The organism is Lysinibacillus sp. F12, assembly GCF_057773605.1.
The window spans coordinates 174,918-193,949 of record NZ_JBYMLP010000006.1 but is presented as its reverse complement, the minus strand read 5'-3'; the positions used below and the strand labels follow the sequence as shown (position 1 = coordinate 193,949).

The 19,032-nt window shown below is 39.1% G+C and carries 27 protein-coding genes; all 27 read right to left on the bottom strand.

Annotated elements, in window-relative coordinates:
* Positions 1-10 precede the first annotated feature (10 nt).
* The 27 genes from rplF to AC3CH7_RS21380 all read right to left on the bottom strand — a co-directional run bounded on the left by rplF (position 11) and on the right by AC3CH7_RS21380 (position 18,979).
* On the bottom strand, positions 11-550 hold the full coding sequence (gene rplF / locus AC3CH7_RS21510; protein ID WP_031416716.1) for a 50S ribosomal protein L6: 540 nt from the start codon (positions 548-550) through the stop codon (positions 11-13).
* Positions 551-580: 30 nt separating this feature from the next.
* Positions 581-979, bottom strand: coding sequence for a 30S ribosomal protein S8 (gene rpsH, locus AC3CH7_RS21505; protein WP_008181717.1), 399 nt, complete (start codon positions 977-979; stop codon positions 581-583).
* 29 nt (positions 980-1,008) lie between these two features.
* Entirely contained in the window at positions 1,009-1,194 is a 186-nt protein-coding gene (locus AC3CH7_RS21500) for a type Z 30S ribosomal protein S14 (RefSeq protein ID WP_004233656.1), read from the bottom strand.
* Between the two features lie 21 nt (positions 1,195-1,215).
* The gene (gene rplE / locus AC3CH7_RS21495) at positions 1,216-1,755 is read right to left on the bottom strand and encodes a 50S ribosomal protein L5 (protein WP_004233654.1); all 540 of its coding nucleotides are present in this window, start codon (positions 1,753-1,755) and stop codon (positions 1,216-1,218) included.
* A gap of 29 nt (positions 1,756-1,784) precedes the next feature.
* A complete protein-coding gene (gene rplX, locus AC3CH7_RS21490) occupies positions 1,785-2,093 on the bottom strand; it encodes a 50S ribosomal protein L24 (RefSeq protein WP_004233652.1) in 309 nt (102 codons plus the stop codon).
* 35 nt (positions 2,094-2,128) lie between these two features.
* Positions 2,129-2,497: a 50S ribosomal protein L14 gene (gene rplN, locus AC3CH7_RS21485; RefSeq protein ID WP_004233650.1), complete on the bottom strand. Its 369-nt coding sequence runs from the start codon at positions 2,495-2,497 to the stop codon at positions 2,129-2,131.
* 42 nt (positions 2,498-2,539) lie between these two features.
* On the bottom strand, positions 2,540-2,803 hold the full coding sequence (rpsQ, locus tag AC3CH7_RS21480) for a 30S ribosomal protein S17 (RefSeq protein ID WP_008181723.1): 264 nt from the start codon (positions 2,801-2,803) through the stop codon (positions 2,540-2,542).
* Positions 2,804-2,821: 18 nt separating this feature from the next.
* On the bottom strand, positions 2,822-3,022 hold the full coding sequence (rpmC, locus tag AC3CH7_RS21475) for a 50S ribosomal protein L29 (RefSeq protein ID WP_004233646.1): 201 nt from the start codon (positions 3,020-3,022) through the stop codon (positions 2,822-2,824).
* The gene (gene rplP, locus AC3CH7_RS21470; RefSeq protein ID WP_012296060.1) at positions 3,012-3,446 is read right to left on the bottom strand and encodes a 50S ribosomal protein L16; all 435 of its coding nucleotides are present in this window, start codon (positions 3,444-3,446) and stop codon (positions 3,012-3,014) included. The genes rpmC and rplP overlap by 11 nt, the downstream gene beginning before the upstream one ends.
* 1 nt (position 3,447) lies before the next feature.
* Positions 3,448-4,101, bottom strand: a complete 654-nt coding sequence (rpsC, locus tag AC3CH7_RS21465; RefSeq protein ID WP_025116438.1) for a 30S ribosomal protein S3 — start codon at positions 4,099-4,101, stop codon at positions 3,448-3,450.
* 3 nt (positions 4,102-4,104) lie between these two features.
* Positions 4,105-4,449: a 50S ribosomal protein L22 gene (rplV, locus tag AC3CH7_RS21460; protein WP_004233639.1), complete on the bottom strand. Its 345-nt coding sequence runs from the start codon at positions 4,447-4,449 to the stop codon at positions 4,105-4,107.
* A 22-nt stretch (positions 4,450-4,471) separates the two neighbouring features.
* Positions 4,472-4,750, bottom strand: a complete 279-nt coding sequence (gene rpsS / locus AC3CH7_RS21455; RefSeq protein WP_008181911.1) for a 30S ribosomal protein S19 — start codon at positions 4,748-4,750, stop codon at positions 4,472-4,474.
* Between the two features lie 60 nt (positions 4,751-4,810).
* A complete protein-coding gene (gene rplB / locus AC3CH7_RS21450; protein WP_008181913.1) occupies positions 4,811-5,641 on the bottom strand; it encodes a 50S ribosomal protein L2 in 831 nt (276 codons plus the stop codon).
* 47 nt (positions 5,642-5,688) lie between these two features.
* Positions 5,689-5,973, bottom strand: a complete 285-nt coding sequence (rplW, locus tag AC3CH7_RS21445; RefSeq protein ID WP_004233628.1) for a 50S ribosomal protein L23 — start codon at positions 5,971-5,973, stop codon at positions 5,689-5,691.
* Entirely contained in the window at positions 5,973-6,596 is a 624-nt protein-coding gene (gene rplD, locus AC3CH7_RS21440) for a 50S ribosomal protein L4 (RefSeq protein ID WP_012296062.1), read from the bottom strand. The genes rplW and rplD overlap by 1 nt, the downstream gene beginning before the upstream one ends.
* A 26-nt stretch (positions 6,597-6,622) precedes the next feature.
* Positions 6,623-7,252, bottom strand: a complete 630-nt coding sequence (gene rplC / locus AC3CH7_RS21435) for a 50S ribosomal protein L3 (RefSeq protein ID WP_031416717.1) — start codon at positions 7,250-7,252, stop codon at positions 6,623-6,625.
* A 46-nt stretch (positions 7,253-7,298) separates the two neighbouring features.
* Positions 7,299-7,607, bottom strand: a complete 309-nt coding sequence (gene rpsJ / locus AC3CH7_RS21430) for a 30S ribosomal protein S10 (protein WP_004233624.1) — start codon at positions 7,605-7,607, stop codon at positions 7,299-7,301.
* A 342-nt stretch (positions 7,608-7,949) separates the two neighbouring features.
* On the bottom strand, positions 7,950-9,260 hold the full coding sequence (locus AC3CH7_RS21425) for a Na+/H+ antiporter family protein (RefSeq protein WP_488381878.1): 1,311 nt from the start codon (positions 9,258-9,260) through the stop codon (positions 7,950-7,952).
* A gap of 153 nt (positions 9,261-9,413) precedes the next feature.
* Positions 9,414-11,393 (bottom strand): FtsX-like permease family protein, encoded by a 1,980-nt coding sequence (locus AC3CH7_RS21420; RefSeq protein WP_488381877.1) that lies wholly within the window; start codon positions 11,391-11,393, stop codon positions 9,414-9,416.
* Positions 11,380-12,144 (bottom strand): ABC transporter ATP-binding protein, encoded by a 765-nt coding sequence (locus AC3CH7_RS21415; protein ID WP_012296070.1) that lies wholly within the window; start codon positions 12,142-12,144, stop codon positions 11,380-11,382. The genes AC3CH7_RS21420 and AC3CH7_RS21415 overlap by 14 nt, the downstream gene beginning before the upstream one ends.
* A gap of 96 nt (positions 12,145-12,240) precedes the next feature.
* Positions 12,241-13,203, bottom strand: a complete 963-nt coding sequence (locus AC3CH7_RS21410) for a sensor histidine kinase (RefSeq protein ID WP_257216164.1) — start codon at positions 13,201-13,203, stop codon at positions 12,241-12,243.
* Between the two features lie 60 nt (positions 13,204-13,263).
* Positions 13,264-13,953 (bottom strand): response regulator transcription factor, encoded by a 690-nt coding sequence (locus AC3CH7_RS21405; protein WP_031416722.1) that lies wholly within the window; start codon positions 13,951-13,953, stop codon positions 13,264-13,266.
* A gap of 158 nt (positions 13,954-14,111) precedes the next feature.
* Positions 14,112-15,299, bottom strand: a complete 1,188-nt coding sequence (gene tuf, locus AC3CH7_RS21400; protein WP_004233614.1) for an elongation factor Tu — start codon at positions 15,297-15,299, stop codon at positions 14,112-14,114.
* Between the two features lie 136 nt (positions 15,300-15,435).
* Positions 15,436-17,514 carry an elongation factor G gene (fusA, locus tag AC3CH7_RS21395; protein WP_012296073.1) on the bottom strand — a complete coding sequence of 693 codons (2,079 nt, stop codon included), beginning with the start codon at positions 17,512-17,514 and terminating at the stop codon, positions 15,436-15,438.
* An 80-nt stretch (positions 17,515-17,594) separates the two neighbouring features.
* The gene (gene rpsG / locus AC3CH7_RS21390) at positions 17,595-18,065 is read right to left on the bottom strand and encodes a 30S ribosomal protein S7 (RefSeq protein ID WP_025116448.1); all 471 of its coding nucleotides are present in this window, start codon (positions 18,063-18,065) and stop codon (positions 17,595-17,597) included.
* Positions 18,066-18,212: 147 nt separating this feature from the next.
* Positions 18,213-18,632 (bottom strand): 30S ribosomal protein S12, encoded by a 420-nt coding sequence (gene rpsL / locus AC3CH7_RS21385; protein ID WP_010860613.1) that lies wholly within the window; start codon positions 18,630-18,632, stop codon positions 18,213-18,215.
* Between the two features lie 98 nt (positions 18,633-18,730).
* Entirely contained in the window at positions 18,731-18,979 is a 249-nt protein-coding gene (locus AC3CH7_RS21380) for a ribosomal L7Ae/L30e/S12e/Gadd45 family protein (RefSeq protein WP_036165052.1), read from the bottom strand.
* Positions 18,980-19,032: the final 53 nt, after the last annotated feature.

Genomic DNA, 19,032 nt, shown 5'->3' with positions numbered 1-19,032 from the left:
TTAAGCAGCATTATTTACCTGTTTTACCTTCTTTACGACGAACGTATTCGCCTTCGTAACGGATACCTTTACCTTTATATGGCTCTGGTGGACGAACGTCACGGATGTTAGATGCTAGAGCACCAACGCGCTCTTTGCTGATACCTTTAATGATGATTTTAGTGTTAGAAGGAACTTCAATTTCTAGACCATCTTCAGGTGTGAACTCTACTGGATGAGAGTAACCTACGTTAAGTACAAGTTTTTTGCCTTGTAACTGCGCACGGTAACCAACACCGATAAGTTCTAAAGCTTTTTCGAAACCTGCAGAAACACCAGTAACCATGTTCGCTAGAAGCGCACGAGTAGTACCGTGGTTTGTGCGGTGTTCTTTTGAATCAGAAGGACGTGATACTGAGATTACGTTACCTTCTTGCTCAATTTTCATATCTTGGTGGAAAGAACGAACAAGTTCGCCTTTAGGACCTTTAACAGTAACAGTGTTGTCAGCTGCAACAGTAACAGTTACGTTAGCTGGTACCTCGATAATTTTTTTACCTACACGAGACATTTAGTTGCACCTCCATTCATTTATTGCTAATTACCAAACGTATGCTAGAACTTCGCCGCCAACTTGTTTAGCGCGAGCTTCTTTATCTGTTAATAAACCTTGTGAAGTTGACACTAAAGCGATACCAAGACCGTTCAGTACTTTAGGAACTTCATTTGTTTTTGCGTATACACGTAGACCAGGTTTAGAAATACGTTTTAAGCCAGTGATAACACGCTCGTTATCTTTACCGTATTTTAAGAAGATACGGATAATACCTTGCTTGTTGTCTTCCACGTATTCTACGTCACGTACGAAACCTTCACGCTTTAAAATTTCAGCGATTTCTTTTTTCACGTTGGAAGCTGGTACTTCTAACTTCTCGTGACGAACCATGTTCGCATTACGAATGCGAGTAAGCATATCTGCAATCGGATCAGTCATTGTCATTACATTTACCTCCTTCCCAAATTAGGGGATTACCAGCTGGCTTTTTTCACGCCAGGAATTTGTCCCTTATATGCAAGTTCTCGGAAACAAATACGGCAAAGTTTGAATTTGCGATATACAGAGTGTGGACGACCACAGCGTTCACAACGTGTATATTCTTGCACTTTAAACTTTTGCTTACGTTGTTGTTTAACGATCATAGATTTTTTAGCCACGTTTTCGCCCTCCTTGTTTGATTACTTTTGGAACGGCATACCGAATTGTGTCAATAACTCGCGAGCTTCTTCGTCAGAGTTCGCTGTCGTTACGATCACGATGTCCATACCGCGTACTTTTGAAACTTTATCGTAATCGATTTCTGGGAAAATTAATTGCTCTTTAACACCTAGAGTGTAGTTACCGCGACCATCGAATGCTTTTTTAGAAACACCACGGAAGTCACGTACACGAGGAAGTGAAATTGAGATTAATTTGTCCAAGAATTCATACATACGCTCACCGCGTAATGTAACTTTAGCACCGATAGGCATACCTTCACGTAAACGGAAACCTGCGATCGATTTTTTCGCTTTAGTTACAACTGGTTTTTGACCAGTGATAATTGTTAATTCTTCTACAGCTGCATCTAATGCTTTAGAGTTTTGAACAGCATCACCAACACCCATGTTGATAACGATTTTTTCAACTTTCGGCAATTGCATAACTGATTTATATCCAAATTTGCTCATAAGAGCAGGAGAAACTTCATTTAAATATTTTTCTTTTAGGCGGCTCATGTGTGTACCTCCCTTCTTTTATTTACTAATTAGTCGATTACTGCACCTGATTTTTTTGCAACACGAACTTTTTTACCGTTTTCGATTTTATAACCTACACGAGTCGGCTCGCCAGATTTAGGATCGATTAGCATTACGTTCGAAACGTGAATTGCAGCCTCTTGGCTTACAATCCCACCTTGTGGATTCAATTGGTTAGGTTTAACGTGTTTTTTCACGATATTAACACCTTCAACAAGAACGCGATCTTGTTTAGGGAAAGCAGCTAGGATTACTCCTTCTTTGCCTTTGTCCTTACCAGTGATAACCTTAACCTTGTCACCTTTTTTTACATGCATGCTGTCGCACCTCCTTGATTGGCACTATCATGAAATTAAAGAACTTCTGGAGCTAGAGAAACGATTTTCATGAAGTTGCTGTCACGTAATTCACGTGCAACAGGTCCGAAAATACGAGTTCCGCGTGGTGATTTATCATCACGAATAATTACACAAGCATTTTCATCAAATTTGATGTACGTACCGTCTTTACGACGAACGCCTGATTTAGTACGAACGATAACAGCTTTAACAACGTCACCCTTCTTGACAACGCCACCTGGTGTTGCTTTCTTAACTGTACAAACAACGATATCACCGATGTTAGCAGTTTTACGGCCAGAGCCACCAAGCACTTTAATTGTAAGAACTTCACGTGCACCTGAGTTGTCAGCAACTTTCATACGACTTTCTTGTTGGATCACTTAGGTTACCTCCCTTCGGAAATGGTTGTTCCGAAATAGTTATTAAATAATAACCGCTTTTTCTACAACTTCAACTAGACGGAAACGTTTAGTAGCTGATAGCGGGCGAGTCTCCATGATACGTACGATATCACCGATTTTCGCTTGGTTTTGCTCATCATGAGCTTTAAACTTTTTAGAGTATTTTACACGCTTACCGTAAAGCTTGTGCTTTTTGTGAGTTTCAACTAAAACAGTAACAGTTTTGTCCATTTTATCTGAAACAACGCGGCCCGTGTAAACTTTGCGTTGGTTACGCTCAGTCATACTTGAAAACCTCCTTTATCAGTTATTTGCACTGATTTCTCTTTCACGAATAACAGTTTTCATACGCGCGATTGCTTTACGCACTTCACGAATACGAGCTGTGTTTTCTAATTGACCAGTCGCCAATTGGAAGCGAAGGTTGAAAAGCTCTTCTTTCAGTGATTTCACTTTTAATTCAATTTCAGAAGTGGCAAGGTCACGGATTTCATTAGCTTTCATTAGATTCACCACCAGTTTCTTGACGTTTTACGATCTTACATTTAACAGGAAGCTTATGTGATGCTAAACGAAGTGCTTCACGTGCAACCTCTTCAGATACACCAGCAATTTCGAACATAATTTTTCCTGGTTTTACTACTGCTACCCAACCTTCAGGAGAACCTTTACCAGAACCCATGCGGACTTCTAGAGGTTTTTTAGTGTAAGGTTTGTGTGGGAAGATTTTAATCCAAACTTTACCGCCACGTTTCATGTAACGAGTCATCGCGATACGAGCAGATTCGATTTGACGGTTAGTAATCCAGCTAGCTGTTTGAGCTTGTAGGCCCCATTCGCCGAAAGATACTTCTTTACCGCCTTTCGCTTCGCCACGCATGTTTCCGCGGTGTTCACGACGGTATTTTACGCGTTTAGGCAATAACATATTATTTGCCTCCTTCCACAGATTTCTTCGTAGGAAGAACTTCACCACGGTAGATCCATACTTTAACGCCTAATTTACCGTAAGTAGTGTCAGCTTCTGCGTGTGCATAATCAATGTCAGCACGTAGAGTATGAAGTGGAACAGTTCCTTCACTATAGTGTTCAGCACGCGCGATATCAGCGCCACCTAAACGACCAGATACTTGTGTTTTAATTCCTTTTGCACCAGCACGGATTGTGCGTTGGATCGCTTGCTTTTGCGCACGACGGAATGATACACGGTTTTCTAATTGACGAGCGATGTTTTCAGCTACAAGACGAGCGTCAAGATCTGCACGTTTAATTTCAATGATGTTGATGTGTACGCGTTTACCAGTTAACTCGCTAAGGTATTTACGAAGATTTTCAACTTCAGTACCACCTTTACCGATTACCATACCTGGTTTCGCAGTGTGAATTGTAATGTTTACACGGTTTGCAGCACGTTCGATTTCTACTTTAGAAACAGAAGCGTCTTTAAGAGCCGTTTCAATATATTTACGCACTTTGATGTCTTCGTGAAGTAGAGTTGCATAGTCTTTTTCAGCGTACCATTTTGACTCCCAGTCACGAATAATACCAACGCGTAGTCCTATTGGATGTACTTTTTGACCCACGGATTAACCCTCCTTCTTCTCAGATACCACTAGAGTAATGTGGCTTGTGCGTTTGTTAATTGCGCTTGCACGTCCTTGCGCACGTGGACGGAAACGTTTTAAAGTTGGACCTTCATCAACGAACACTTCAGAAACTACTAAAGAGTTGATGTCAAGATCGTAGTTGTGCTCAGCATTAGCAACTGCAGATTTTAATACTTTCTCAACGACTGGAGACGCCGCTTTTGGAGTATGACGTAAAATTGCAACTGCTTCACCAACTTGCTTACCTCGGATTAAGTCTACAACTAGACGTACTTTGCGAGGAGCAATGCGTACTGTACGAGCGATAGCTTTAGCTTGTGTCATTAGGATTTACCTCCTCTCAAAATTAGCGTCTTGTTTTCTTGTCGTCTGCACCGTGACCTTTGTAAGTACGTGTCGGTGCGAACTCACCAAGTTTATGGCCTACCATATCTTCTGTTACGTATACAGGAACATGTTTACGTCCATCATATACAGCAATCGTTAAACCGATAAAGTTCGGGAAGATTGTAGAACGGCGTGACCAAGTTTTGATAACTTGTTTTTTCTCAGAAGCCTCTTGTACTTCCACTTTTTTCATTAAGTGGTCATCGACAAAAGGTCCTTTTTTCAAGCTGCGACCCATGTAGGAACCTCCCTCCGTGATTCCACCACGGCTCTCACATAGAACCGTAGTTTAACCACTTTATTTTTTACGACCACGGATGATAAATTTATCCGATTTGTTTTTCTTCTTGCGAGTTTTGTAACCAAGTGCTGGTTTACCCCAAGGAGTCATTGGTGATTTACGTCCGATTGGAGAACGTCCTTCACCACCACCGTGTGGGTGATCGTTAGGGTTCATTACAGAACCACGAACTTCTGGGCGTTTACCTAACCAACGGCTACGACCCGCTTTACCGATGTGTACAAGTTCGTGTTGTTCATTACCAACTTGACCGATTGTAGCGCGACAAGTAGCTAACACTAAACGTACTTCACCAGACTGAAGACGAACGATTACGTACTTTCCTTCACGACCAAGTACTTGAGCAGAAGTACCAGCAGAACGTACTAATTGTCCACCTTTACCAGGTTTTAACTCGATGTTATGGATTGTAGTACCCATTGGAATGTTTGCTAATGGTAAAGCGTTACCCACTTTAATGTCAGCATCTGGACCAGAAACGATTGTTTGACCAACCTCTAGACCTTTAGGTGCTAGGATGTAAGCTTTTGCTCCATCAGCGTAATTGATTAATGCGATATTCGCAGAACGGTTTGGATCATATTCAATAGTAGCAACTTTTGCCGGAATGCTATCTTTAACACGTTTGAAATCGATAACACGGTATTGCTTCTTATGACCACCACCATGATGACGAACAGTGATTTTACCTTGGTTGTTACGACCAGCTTTGCGTTTAGTTGGTTCAAGCAATGATTTCTCAGGCTTGTTAGTTGTAATTTCCGCAAAGTCTAATGACGTCATGTTACGACGACCATTAGAGGTAGGTTTATACTTTTTAATCGCCATTGTGTTTCCCTCCTTCTTGAGTGTTCAAATCATAAATCCACTAGGGATTACATTTCGAATAATTCAATTTCTTTGCTATCAGCAGTTAATTTAACAATCGCTTTACGACGTTTGTTAGTGTAACCACCATAACGGCCAACACGCTTGAATTTACCTTTGTAGTTAAGAACGTTTACTTTCTCAACTTTTACACCAAAGATTTCTTCTACAGCGTCTTTTACTTGAGTTTTGTTAGCGCGAGTGTCTACTTCGAAAGTATACTTTTTCTCTGCCATAAGTTCTGAAGAACGCTCAGTAATGACCGGACGTTTTAAAATATCACGTGCTTCCATTATCCAAGCACCTCCTCAACTTTTTCTACTGCAGATTTAGTGAATACAACTTTTTCATGACCTAAAAGATCAAGAACGTTGATTCCATTTGCAGTTAAAACTGTTACACCAGGGATGTTACGAGCAGATAATGCTACGTTTTCATCTAGGTCAGCAGTTACGAATAAAGATTTTTTCTCTAAAGAAAGATCTTTAAGGATTTTTGTGAATTCTTTTGTTTTTGGTGCTGCTAGAGTTAGAGCATCAAGAACTAAGAAGTTTTGTTCTACTACTTTAGCTGATAAAGCAGATTTAAGAGCTAAACGACGAACTTTTTTAGGTAATTTATAAGAATAGCTACGTGGAGTAGGACCGAATACGATACCACCGCCGCGCCATTGTGGAGAACGGATAGAACCTTGACGAGCACGACCAGTTCCTTTTTGACGCCATGGCTTACGACCACCACCAGCAACTTCAGAACGGTTTTTAACCTTGTGATTACCTTGACGTAGAGAAGCACGTTGAGCTACTACTGCGTCGAATAATACTGCTTCATTTGGCTCGATTCCGAAGATCGCATCGTTTAATTCGATTTCACCAACTGAAGCACCTGTTTGACTAAGTACAGATACTTTTGTCATTCCTGTTTCCTCCTTTCCTTAAGTGATTACTTAGCTTTAATTGCAGTTTTTACTGTAACTAGAGCTTTTTTAGAACCAGGAACATTACCTTTAACAAGTAGTAAGTTACGATCTGTATCAACTTTCACGATTTCTAAGTTTTGGATTGTAACTACATTGCCACCCATTTGACCAGGTAATTTCTTTTGTTTGAATACGCGGTTCGGAGCAACTGGACCCATTGAACCAGGACGACGGTGGTAACGAGAACCGTGGGCCATAGGACCACGAGATTGTCCGTGGCGTTTAATTACACCTTGGAAACCTTTACCCTTAGTAACACCTGTTACATCGATTACATCGCCTTCTGCGAAAATTTCTACTTTGACTTCTTGACCAACTTCGTACTCTTCCACGTTCACGTTGCGGAATTCACGAATGAAGCGCTTAGGAGCAGTGTTCGCTTTTGCTACGTGACCTTGTTGTGGTTTGTTAGAAAGCTTAACGCGCTTATCTTCGAAACCAACTTGGATTGCTTCGTAGCCATCTGTTTCAACAGTTTTCTTTTGAAGTACTACGTTTGGAGTAGCTTCGATAACTGTTACCGGGATTAGATCGCCGTTTTCAGCGAAAACTTGTGTCATACCAATTTTTCTACCTAAGATTCCTTTAGCCATTTGTCACACCTCCTGTAAGTTTTAAAAAGTTATATTGTTTTTACCATTAAAGTTTGATTTCGATATCAACGCCAGATGGTAAATCAAGTTTCATTAACGCATCAACAGTTTGTGGTGTCGGGTTAACGATATCGATCAGACGTTTATGCGTACGCATTTCGAATTGTTCACGAGAATCTTTGTACTTGTGAACCGCACGAAGAATTGTGTACACAGACTTCTCAGTTGGAAGTGGAATCGGACCTGATACACTTGCACCTGAACGTTTTGCAGTTTCCACAATTTTCTCAGCAGATTGATCTAAAATACGGTGATCATACGCTTTTAAACGAATACGAATCTTTTGTTTTGCCATTATTTTCCCTCCTTCTCGCCTATTTTCTAGACATTCTCCACGAAAATTTTCCCACACACCGCCATGGCAAAGCGGCCGGGTGTGTCGGCAACCTCTCGCTTCATCGCAGTCAAAGACCAACATTCAACATTATATACAATAAAAAAAGAATAAGCAAGTCTTTTCGCTAAATTCTTTTAAATGTTGCAGATATTCTTAGTACTACTATTACTTCGCTTTATTAAGCCGTTTATTAGTATATAAAATTTCCATACATATTGCAACACCTAAGGTTTCCATACAACAATATCGAACATTTCAAATAACTTTGAAGTCTTTTTAAATAGTAGCTTCCTTTCTTCTTTATAGAAAGAACACACATGCAATCCAACCAAATAGAATTAATGGAATGTTAATAAAAATAAAAGTCGGCACACAGGTGTCCCAAATATGGTGATGTTGTCCGTCTACATTCAAACCTGCTGTCGGTCCTAGCGTAGAATCTGAAGCTGGAGATCCTGCATCACCTAATGCACCTGCCGTTCCTATTAGACAAAGGATTGCTAAAGGACTCATTCCTAACCCCTGTGCGAGAGGAACAAATAACGTCGCGATTATCGGCACTGTTGCAAAGGAAGAACCGATTCCCATTGTCACAACTAACCCTATGACTAACATAATAAATACCGCTAAACTTCTGTTTCCTTTTAAAATAGATATAGAGCTTGTAATTAAGCTATCCACATGTCCAGTAGCATTAATGACCGCAGCAAAACCATTAGCGGCAATCATGACAAAGCCTATAAAGGCCATCATCTTCATTCCTTCAGAAAGAATGTCATCAGCTTCTTTCCATTTCAATGCACCTGTAAAATACATGATCATAATACCTGCAAAAGAACCTACTATCATCGAATCTGTAAACACTTGAGCACATAACGATACGATTAGTGCAAGAGCTGTGGAAAACATCACAACTTTGCTGACATTAACATGGAGAGAATCAGCCTCTATATCATTATTTTTATAATGTCTTGGCTTGCGATATACAATAAAGGCTGTAATTAATCCTATCAGCATACCTAGCACTGGAATCGCCATTGCTACAGGTACATCACGTGAAGATACTACCATCCCAGCCTCTGATACTTGTGTAGCAACGATATCTTGAAAGATTGCCCCAAAGCCAGCTGGTACAAAGCTATAAGTACCTATTAAGCCTACTGCTATTAAGGTTGCCACTTGACGTCGATCGACCTCTAATAAATTTAAAATTTTTAAAACAGGAGGAATCAATAGTGGAATAAAAGCGATATGAATAGGTATGACATTCTGTGATAAAATTGACATCAAAAAAATAAGGAAAAAAATTAAAACCTTCACTAAACCTTTGCGATTACTTTCACTATTTAATATGTTTAACATCCCTGTAATCATCAATTCAGGTATCCCGGTTTTGGCAATGGCGATGGCAAAGCCGCCAAGTAGGCCATAACTTAATGCAATCGTTGCACCTGCCCCTAACCCTTCTGTAAATGATTCTACTGTTGCTTCAATGCTCATACCGCTTGTAAGGCCACCTACAAACGCCCCTAACACTAAAGATAGGACGACATTGATGCGGAGTAAGCTTAATATTAACATAACGGCTACCGCCACTATTACTGCATTCATCGTTACACTCACTTTCATACGCTAAATTACTAACATGTTAAACATTATTATTCTGATAATTGAAAGTCAAGGGTTTTCATCAGTTAAGGCAATAAAAAAACAGTATGATCTATTACTCATCACACTGCTTTTGGGTTCCTACTTATTTAATTGTTACAATGATTCTCGAACGACTTTTTTATAGTAGCCTACCGATAGTAGAGCAAAAATTGTATACAATGCTATATAACAGCACATCGCAATCCACAAGGGTGCTGTTAACTCTGTTCCAAATAAAAACCATCCTGATTTAACAGCAAAGTAGCTATGCAATAATCCAATAATTAATGGAACTCCAAAATTAAAGGCTTGTTTCATATAAATGCCTCTCATAATATCTCTTTCTGCAAAGCCAATCTTTCTGAGGATTGTATAGGAGCCACGCTCTTCCTCTGCCTCAGACATTTGTTTGAAGTACAGAATGCTACCAGTTGTCATTAAGAAAGCTAATCCTAAAAATGCAGTTGTAAATATAGTAAGACCCAATGATTCAATATTATCTTTACGCTTCTCTTCATAAGAGGATTGATTATACTGCTCTGTTTTACCCTCATGATCTTTAGTTGTAATGACCCCAGCATTTGTCTGTAAATATAATTTCTCTGCCACCACTAAGTTTTCTTTTGAATTTATAGTAATAGAAGACTGTCGATGCCAAGGGTAATGCTCTGATTGTGTAGCTAGACTTTTAAACATATCATCTGTTACAACAAAGATGGGCCCACCACCTCCAGCTGTAACGATACCACTTATAATACTTTTATCGTGTACATCCACAACATGAAAAGTCTCTTCGAGTTCTCCTGCAGATACTACTACATCACGATCTTTCTCTAATGGGAACATCTCAGCCATATACCCACCATAGTTTGTTAAAATCACATCATTTCCTGATATCGAGGCTTCAGGCACACTCTGCTTATAATCAGAAAGTGGAATTGTATAGATGGTTCCTTCCATACTATATAGAGGATTATCCTGCTGTTTTTTAGACATGAGTTGTCCTACAGAGGCTGTTACTCCTTGCAAACGATAATCTACCCTATCATACGCTATGTTATTTTTCTCTAATTCATTTAAGAAAGACGTTCCCTGCTCTTCTAGCAAGATAAAATCACCCGGTACTTGGCTATATGCAGATGCTTCTGAAGAATAGTAGGAGATATAAGATAAAGTCGTCACACCTAGAGAGACACCCGTTAATACGGTTATGAGCGTTAATGACTTAGCGTTGCTCTTCATCCGATGCATGATAGGTGTTAATGCTAAAACATCATGGATGGAAAGATGTCCTTTTTTCTTTAAGCGAATCATATTCATAATAAATGCTACAGAAAAACGAAAGACAAGAAATGTTCCACCAATTGTAGTAACTAGAATAATGATCATATTAATAAATAAGTTTCCGGCTGATTCAATATCAAATAGCTTTGTTGAAGCATAGTAACCATAAACAATTAAAACTAACCCCATAAAGCCAATCACCATTTGTAAGGCACTAAAACGTCTTACACGTTCATCTGCTTGTTTAGCAGCGGTAAATAGTGATAGTAAAGAAACACGATGGATCATCCAGGCCATTTGTACAAGGACAATCATCAAAAGTATAGTAAATACAATTATGGATTGCTGTAATGCCTGCGTACTAAATGTCATGGTTACAAGAGCTTCTTTCTCAAGTACACGCAATAGTATCATTGCAAATACACGTGAACTAAAGAAACCGGCCAGCATACCTAAAATAACAGCTCCAACAAATAATAGAATGCTTTCGATCGCTAATAAGCGTACAATTAATTCCTTGGTCATACCAATCAATTGGTACAAGCCTATCTCTTTACTACGACGCTTCATAAATAAATGATTGGCGTACAAGACGAAGAACAAAACGATAAAATATAAAATATAAGTGGCTGCTTTAAATCCAGCAGTAGCCGTTCCACTCATCTGAACAGCATCCCATACTGCAGAGTTATTTTGTAATGTTACAAAGGAAAAATATAAAGTAACGCTAAAAATAAGGGCGAAGAAGTATAAATAGTAGTGCTTCATATTTTTCTTCATGCTTCTTAATACTAACTTACTTAGACTCATAACCATCACCGCCTAGCACACTTTGCGTATGCATGATTTCCTGGAAAAAAGCCTGTCTTGTTTTATCCCCTTTATAAAGCTCACTATAAATAAGTCCATCCTTTAGAAATAAAACACGTGTGCAGAAACTTGCAGCTACTGCATCATGCGTCACCATCATTATTGTCGCTTCTTTTGTCTCATTAATATTTTGGAGATTTTGGAGCAAAGCTGTAGCTGATTTAGAATCTAATGCACCTGTAGGCTCATCTGCAAATACTAATGATGGATTTGTAATCAGTGCACGCGCAGCAGATGTACGTTGTTTTTGTCCCCCAGATATTTCATTGGGATATTTATTTAAAATTTCTGATATACCTAGTAAGGATGTTAGCTCCTTTACACGACTTTCAGCAACTGTCTTGGGTAGATTACTGATCGCTAAGGGGAGAAGAATATTTTCCTTTACGGTTAATGTATCTAGTAAATTATAATCCTGGAATATGAAACCTAACTGCTCTCTACGGAAATTGGCCAAAGCCTTTTCCTTCATTCCCCGTAAATTATGACCATTTATTTCTATTACTCCTTCTGTTGCAAAATCGATTGAACATAAGACATTTAAAAGTGTTGTTTTACCTGATCCAGAAGGTCCCATAATACCTACGAATTCACCCTTACTCACTTCCAAATCAATGCCCTTTAATACTTCCTGAGCCGTAGATTTCTTTCCATAAACTTTTTTTATTTTACGACCAATTAACACTGTCACTTATAAACGCCCCTTTCTATATTCCCAGTGTACCCTGTCGCTTCTATTCATTCGTGCGTTTTAGATGACAATATAAAAAGGTAGGTGACAATTTCGTCATCTACCTGTTAGTTTGACATATTCATTTTGTAATGGGAACCGTAGCGTAAATAATGAACCCTCTCCTACAGTCGATTGTACATTTATACGGATACCTATTTTTTTTGCTACATTATATGCTAGATAAAGACCCATACCTGTAGATTGACTTGACTCCCGCCCCACGTTTCCTGTATACGATTTTTGAAAAATCCTAGGTAAATCCTCCGAAGGTATCCCAATGCCCACATCTTTAATATGTAATAATGTAGCACCTGTTGGGTCAAGTTCAGTAAAAATCGCTACCTCTGAATTGGCTGAACTATATTTTATGGCGTTAGAGAGAATTTGTCGTACAATAAACGATAGCCATTTTCCATCTGTCATAACCTTTTCAGTCAGTTCATCTACTTCAAAACCGATTCCCTTTTCTATACACCAGGCTTGCATAGCTCGAATCTCTTTATTAACAACTGGTTTTAGCTCAATCTCAGTTAAATAATTGTCCTTTTCTATAAAAGTAAGTCGTGTTTGGTGTAGCTGTTGATCGACTAACAGATGGAGTCTCAACCATTCTTTTTCTAATTTTCGACGTGTTGATAAATCCTCCACATGGTCTAACATTAAATTAATGGTTGTTAAAGGCCCTTTTACTTCATGAACCCATGCCAGCAACTCATCTGAATACTCTTGTAGCTGTACTTTGGCCTGATTTAATTCCATATTCTTTTCATGAAAGACATCCTCCATTTTTCGAAAGCTAACTTCTTGAAAAGGTGACAAAGATAAGCTACTTCTATGGGCTTCATCAAGGTGGCTATCCATATTTCCCAGGAAATCATTTAATTTCCCAACTTCGAGGAAGAAACGCCATAAGAAGAAGAGTATGAAACTAACAAGCATACTTACATTTACATACCAAATAGAAACACTATTTAAACCAACATCTAAAGAAAATAGCACGTTTAACAGTATCATCATAAATGTAAAAAACCCTATCCATGCAAAGCGCTCTCTTATAAACAATAGTAACAATATAATTCACGTCCCTTGAGTTACTGCTATATATCCAAGTCCCTTTTTTGTTAGAATCACTTCATGTAAGCCAATATCCTCTAGCTTTGCACGTAACCTGTTAACATTCACCGATAACGTATTATCGTTTACAAAACGCTCATCATCCCACAGTTTTCTCATTAGTTCATCTCTTGAAACGATATGATTAGCCTGTTCCACTAAAATGCGCAAAATAAAGAGTTCATTTTTTGTTAAAGAAGCTATAGCTCCATCACAAATAATTTCACTCCTTGCATAATCAATAACAGCATCATTAAATCGTGTAACATCCATTTTCGCTTCAACATAGTCATAGGTTCTTCGTAAAATAGCCTGTGCTTTAGCGAGCAATACTTCCATATGAAAGGGTTTCTGTATAAAATCATCTGCCCCCATTTGCATTGCCATCACCATATCCATTGGATGATCTCGAGAAGATAGAAAAAGGATTGGCACATTGGATAGATGACGAATTTCTCGACACCAATGAAAGCCATCATAGGCTGGTAATTGAATATCGATTAGTACAAGATGTGGCTTTACTTCTATAAAGTCATCCATCACCTTTTGAAAATTTTTGGGTCCTACAACTTGTAATGACCATTGTGCAAAACGTTCTTCAATCATACTATATATCGATGGATCATCTTCAATCAGTAAAATTTTCATCTCCATATTCAAATCCCTTTCCACTTAAATAGTTTACCTAGATGACATGCTGGCTGATATGTATTCATACACTAATTAAAACTTTAAATTACTTATATTTTAACATAAAAAACCAATCTGTAAGCGTCCCTACAGATTGGTTTGAACATTAGCAAAAGCTAAAATTATTTTTGGATAGAAGCAACTACGCCAGCGCCTACAGTACGGCCACCCTCACGGATAGAGAATTTAGTACCTTCTTCAAGAGCGATTGGAGCGATAAGTTCAACTGTCATTTCGATGTTATCACCAGGCATTACCATTTCAACGCCTTCTGGTAAGTTACAGATACCTGTTACGTCAGTTGTACGGAAGTAGAACTGAGGACGGTAGTTAGAGAAGAATGGAGTATGACGGCCACCCTCTTCTTTTGATAAAACATAAACTTCAGCTTTGAAGTTAGTGTGTGGAGTAATTGAACCTGGTTTAGCTAATACTTGACCACGTTGGATTTCTTCACGAGCTACACCACGAAGTAATGCACCGATGTTGTCACCAGCTTCAGCATAGTCTAATAATTTACGGAACATTTCTACACCAGTTACAGTAGTAGATTTAGCTTCTTCAGCGATACCGATGATTTCAACTACGTCACCAACTTTAACTTGACCACGTTCAACACGGCCAGTTGCAACTGTACCACGACCAGTGATAGAGAATACGTCCTCTACTGGCATCATGAATGGTTTGTCAGTTTGACGTTCTGGAGTTGGAATGTAAGAATCTACAGCGTCCATTAATTCAACGATTTTTTCTTCCCATTCTGGTTCACCTTCAAGAGCTTTAAGAGCAGAACCTTTGATTACAGGAATATCGTCACCTGGGAAGTCATATTCAGATAGTAGGTCACGGATTTCCATTTCTACTAATTCTAATAATTCTTCGTCATCAACCATATCACATTTGTTCATGAATACTACTAAGTATGGAACACCTACTTGACGAGATAAAAGGATGTGTTCACGAGTTTGTGGCATTGGGCCATCAGCAGCAGATACTACTAAGATACCGCCGTCCATTTGTGCAGCACCAGTGATCATGTTTTTAACATAGTCAGCGTGTCCTGGGCAGTCAACGTGTGCATAGTGACGAGTTTCTGTTTCATATTCTACGTGAGAAGTATTGATTGTGATACCACGCTCTTTTTCTTCAGGAGCGTTATCGATGTCAGCGTATGATTTAGCTGTACCACCCATTTTTTTAGAAAGAACTGTAGCGATAGCAGCAGTTAAAGTAGTTTTACCATGGTCAACGTGTCCGATTGTACCAATGTTAGCATGCGTTTTAGAACGGTCAAATTTTTCTTTAGCCATTAGAGATTGCCTCCTCAAAATTATATGTTTTATTTTTGAAATTTATAGAATGAATGCTGATAGAGAACGGGCCCATCCCCTATCCTGCAATCATAGCTTACAAATTAGTTATACTTTATGCAAGATGAAAATTCAATTATTCACCTTTATTTTTTTTGATGATTTCAGCAGCAATTGATTTTGGTACTTCTTCATAATGATCAAATGTCATTGAGAATACACCACGACCTTGCGTTGCAGAACGAAGAGTCGTTGCATAACCAAACATTTCTGCTAAAGGAACCATAGCACGAACAACTTGTGAGTTACCGCGAGCATCCATACCCTCAACGCGTCCGCGACGAGAAGTAATGTTACCCATGATATCACCAAGGTATTCTTCTGGAATTACAACTTCTACTTTCATCATTGGTTCTAAGATAACAGCATCACATTGTTTAGATGCTTCTTTAAGAGCCATAGATGCAGCGATTTTGAACGCCATCTCATTCGAGTCAACGTCATGGTAAGAACCGAATACTAATTTCGCTTTAATATCGATTAGAGGGTAACCAGCTACTACACCGCGGTCAAGAGAGTCACGAAGACCTGCTTCAACTGCAGGAATGTATTCACGAGGAATTACACCACCAACGATAGCGTTTTCGAATTCAAAGCCTTTACCTTCTTCATTTGGAGAGAACTCAATCGTTACGTCACCATATTGTCCACGACCACCAGATTGGCGAGTGAATTTACCTTGAACTTTTGCAGAGCTACGGAATGTTTCACGGTAAGATACCATTGGAGCACCTACGTTAGCTTCTACTTTAAATTCACGGCGCATACGGTCAACTAAGATATCAAGGTGAAGTTCACCCATACCTGAGATGATTGTTTGTCCAGTTTCTGTGTCAGTATGAGCACGGAAAGTTGGATCCTCTTCTTGAAGTTTTTGTAAAGCTTGACCCATTTTATCTTGGTCAGCTTTTGATTTTGGTTCTACAGAAAGAGAAATTACTGGCTCAGGGAATTCCATTGATTCAAGAATAACTAGGTTTTTCTCGTCACAAAGAGTATCACCAGTAGTAGTATCTTTAAGACCTACTGCTGCTGCGATGTCCCCAGCGAATACTTTAGAAATCTCTTCACGAGAGTTAGCGTGCATTTGTAGGATACGACCTACACGCTCACGTTTACCTTTAGAAGAGTTTTGTACGTATGAACCTGAATCTAATGTTCCAGAGTACACACGGAAGAACGTTAATTTACCTACGAACGGGTCAGTCATAACTTTGAATGCAAGAGCTGAGAATGGCTCATCATCAGAAGATTTACGTTCTAACTCTTCGTCACCATCAACAGAAGTACCTTTGATTGCTGGTACATCTACTGGAGATGGTAAGTAATCGATAACAGCATTTAACATTGGGCGTACACCTTTGTGTTTGAACGCTGTACCACAGATTACTGGGTAGAATTCTACTGCGATTGTAGCACGACGGATTGCCGCTTTAAGTTCCGCAACAGTAATTTCTTCGCCTTCTAAATATTTTTCCATGATATCTTCATCAACACTTGCAACAGCATCGATTAATTTTTCACGGTACTCTTCAGCTTGTGCGCGGTATTCTTCAGGAATTTCTCCCTCAGTTACTGCTGTACCTTTTTCGTCACCATAGAAAGTAGCTTTCATTTCAACCAAGTCAATGATTGCTGAGAACTGATCTTCAGCTCCGATTGGTAATTGAATAGGGTGAGCGTTTGCTTGTAAACGATCATGTAGAGTTCCTACAGAATATAAGAAGTCTGCTCCTGTTTTATCCATTTTATTAATGAATACAATACGTGGAACACCATAAGTTGTAGCTTGACGCCATACAGTTTCAGTTTGAGGCTCAACACCAGATTGAGCATCTAGTACTGTTACAGCACCGTCAAGTACGCGTAATGAACGTTCTACTTCTACAGTGAAGTCTACGTGTCCAGGAGTATCGATGATGTTTACACGATGGCCTGCCCATTGGGCTGTTGTTGCTGCAGAAGTGATTGTAATACCACGTTCTTGCTCTTGCTCCATCCAGTCCATTTGAGAAGCGCCTTCATGAGTTTCACCGATTTTGTGAATCTTACCAGTGTAATAAAGGATACGCTCAGTTGTTGTTGTTTTACCAGCATCAATGTGAGCCATGATCCCAATATTACGAGTATTCTCAAGTGAGAATTCGCGTTTCATAGGAAATTTCTCCTTCCATATTGGGGTAAAGACTGTATAAGAGACCTTGTGCTAGCCAATTTGCTAACACATAGGTTAAATTACCAGCGGTAGTGAGCGAATGCTTTGTTCGCTTCTGCCATTTTGTGCATATCTTCACGTTTCTTAACTGATGCACCAGTATTGTTAGAAGCATCAAGAATTTCGTTAGCTAAACGTTCTTCCATAGTTTTTTCACCACGAAGACGAGCATAGTTAACTAGGTAACGAAGACCTAAAGTTGTACGACGTTCTGGACGTACTTCAACCGGTACTTGGTAGTTAGAACCACCAACACGGCGAGCGCGTACTTCAAGAACTGGCATTACGTTATTTAGAGCAGCTTCGAATACTTCAATTGGATTTTCACCAGAACGTTCTTTAACAATTTCGAACGCACCGTATAAAATCTTTTGAGAAGTACCTCTTTTACCATCAACCATCATTTTATTGATTAAACGAGTTACTAGTTTTGAACTATAAATTGGATCTGGTAACACGTCACGTTTGGAAACAGGACCTTTACGAGGCATGTGTTTTCCTCCTTTCGAATAAATATCGATTATTTTATAAGTTGGCCTTTTATATTCGTCCATCAAATATCAAATCTGCTAGCAAGATTCGATATTTGTGACATTTAGTATAAGGCTCAGTTTTAAATAACGTTATTGAACGTTAAATTATTTTTTTTCTTTAGGGCGTTTTGTTCCGTATTTAGAACGTGATTGTAAACGACCGTTTACACCAGCTGTATCAAGAGCACCACGTACGATATGGTAACGAACACCCGCTAAGTCTTTTACGCGTCCGCCACGGATAAGAACAACGCTGTGCTCTTGTAAGTTGTGGCCTTCACCTGGGATATAAGCTGTAACCTCAATTTGGTTAGTTAAACGTACACGAGCGTATTTACGTAACGCTGAGTTTGGTTTACGAGGTGTCATTGTACCAACACGAGTACAAACACCGCGTTTTTGAGGAGACTTAACATCAGTTAAAGATTTTTTAAATGAGTTATATCCTTTGTTTAACGCTGGTGATTTTGATTTCGTGATTTTAGATTGACGAGGCTTACGTACTAATTGGTTAATTGTAGGCATCGGTATTTCCTCCCTTCATTTATTCCTTGTTAATACCACACATCCAGGTGGTTCATTTTTTGGGTAAAAACAAAGTCTTTGTGCTTAACACACAAAAACTACTCTACAGTAATCGCAACTACCGCAGCTCCAACATGGATTCCACAGGCCTTGCCCAGTTCCTTTTTGGACTCAACAAGAATAACTGGTATACCGATTTCTCTCGCGAAAGATATGGCCAAATCGGTTACCCAATTGTCTGCATCAAGTGCCACAAGGAGTTCTTTCACTGAACCGGCTCGCATTGCTTTTACTGCTTGCTTTGTACCTATGATTGTTTGACTAGCCCTTACTTTATCATAAGACATTTTCATATCCTCCGAAGTACAGACAGTTAACTATCAACCTTCAATATATTATC

Coding starts and splice junctions, on each gene's coding strand:
- rplC (WP_031416717.1), bottom strand. CDS start 7,252: ATGGCTAAAGGAATCTTAGGTAGAAAAATTGGTATGACACAAGTTTTC.
- AC3CH7_RS21425 (WP_488381878.1), bottom strand. CDS start 9,260: ATGAATGCAGTAATAGTGGCGGTAGCCGTTATGTTAATATTAAGCTTA.
- rplF (WP_031416716.1), bottom strand. CDS start 550: ATGTCTCGTGTAGGTAAAAAAATTATCGAGGTACCAGCTAACGTAACT.
- rpsH (WP_008181717.1), bottom strand. CDS start 979: ATGACAATGACTGATCCGATTGCAGATATGCTTACTCGCATTCGTAAT.
- fusA (WP_012296073.1), bottom strand. CDS start 17,514: ATGAAACGCGAATTCTCACTTGAGAATACTCGTAATATTGGGATCATG.
- rplW (WP_004233628.1), bottom strand. CDS start 5,973: ATGGAAGCACGTGATATTTTAAAACGTCCGGTCATTACTGAGCGTTCT.
- rpsJ (WP_004233624.1), bottom strand. CDS start 7,607: ATGGCAAAACAAAAGATTCGTATTCGTTTAAAAGCGTATGATCACCGT.
- rplB (WP_008181913.1), bottom strand. CDS start 5,641: ATGGCGATTAAAAAGTATAAACCTACCTCTAATGGTCGTCGTAACATG.
- rplV (WP_004233639.1), bottom strand. CDS start 4,449: ATGACACAAGCTAAAGCTATCGCTCGTACAGTACGCATTGCTCCTCGC.
- tuf (WP_004233614.1), bottom strand. CDS start 15,299: ATGGCTAAAGAAAAATTTGACCGTTCTAAAACGCATGCTAACATTGGT.
- rplX (WP_004233652.1), bottom strand. CDS start 2,093: ATGCATGTAAAAAAAGGTGACAAGGTTAAGGTTATCACTGGTAAGGAC.
- rpsL (WP_010860613.1), bottom strand. CDS start 18,632: ATGCCTACAATTAACCAATTAGTACGTAAGCCTCGTCAATCTAAAATC.
- rpsG (WP_025116448.1), bottom strand. CDS start 18,065: ATGCCTCGTAAAGGTCCTGTTTCCAAACGTGACGTGTTACCAGATCCA.
- rplP (WP_012296060.1), bottom strand. CDS start 3,446: ATGTTATTGCCTAAACGCGTAAAATACCGTCGTGAACACCGCGGAAAC.
- rplE (WP_004233654.1), bottom strand. CDS start 1,755: ATGAGCCGCCTAAAAGAAAAATATTTAAATGAAGTTTCTCCTGCTCTT.
- rpsQ (WP_008181723.1), bottom strand. CDS start 2,803: ATGACTGAGCGTAACCAACGCAAAGTTTACACGGGCCGCGTTGTTTCA.
- AC3CH7_RS21380 (WP_036165052.1), bottom strand. CDS start 18,979: ATGTCTTATGATAAAGTAAGGGCTAGTCAAACAATCATAGGTACAAAG.
- AC3CH7_RS21420 (WP_488381877.1), bottom strand. CDS start 11,393: ATGAGTCTAAGTAAGTTAGTATTAAGAAGCATGAAGAAAAATATGAAG.
- AC3CH7_RS21405 (WP_031416722.1), bottom strand. CDS start 13,953: ATGGAGATGAAAATTTTACTGATTGAAGATGATCCATCGATATATAGT.
- rpsS (WP_008181911.1), bottom strand. CDS start 4,750: ATGGGTCGCAGCTTGAAAAAAGGACCTTTTGTCGATGACCACTTAATG.
- rpmC (WP_004233646.1), bottom strand. CDS start 3,022: ATGAAAGCTAATGAAATCCGTGACCTTGCCACTTCTGAAATTGAATTA.
- AC3CH7_RS21410 (WP_257216164.1), bottom strand. CDS start 13,203: ATGATGATACTGTTAAACGTGCTATTTTCTTTAGATGTTGGTTTAAAT.
- rplD (WP_012296062.1), bottom strand. CDS start 6,596: ATGACAAAAGTATCTGTACTTAGTCAAACAGGTGCTTCAGTTGGTGAA.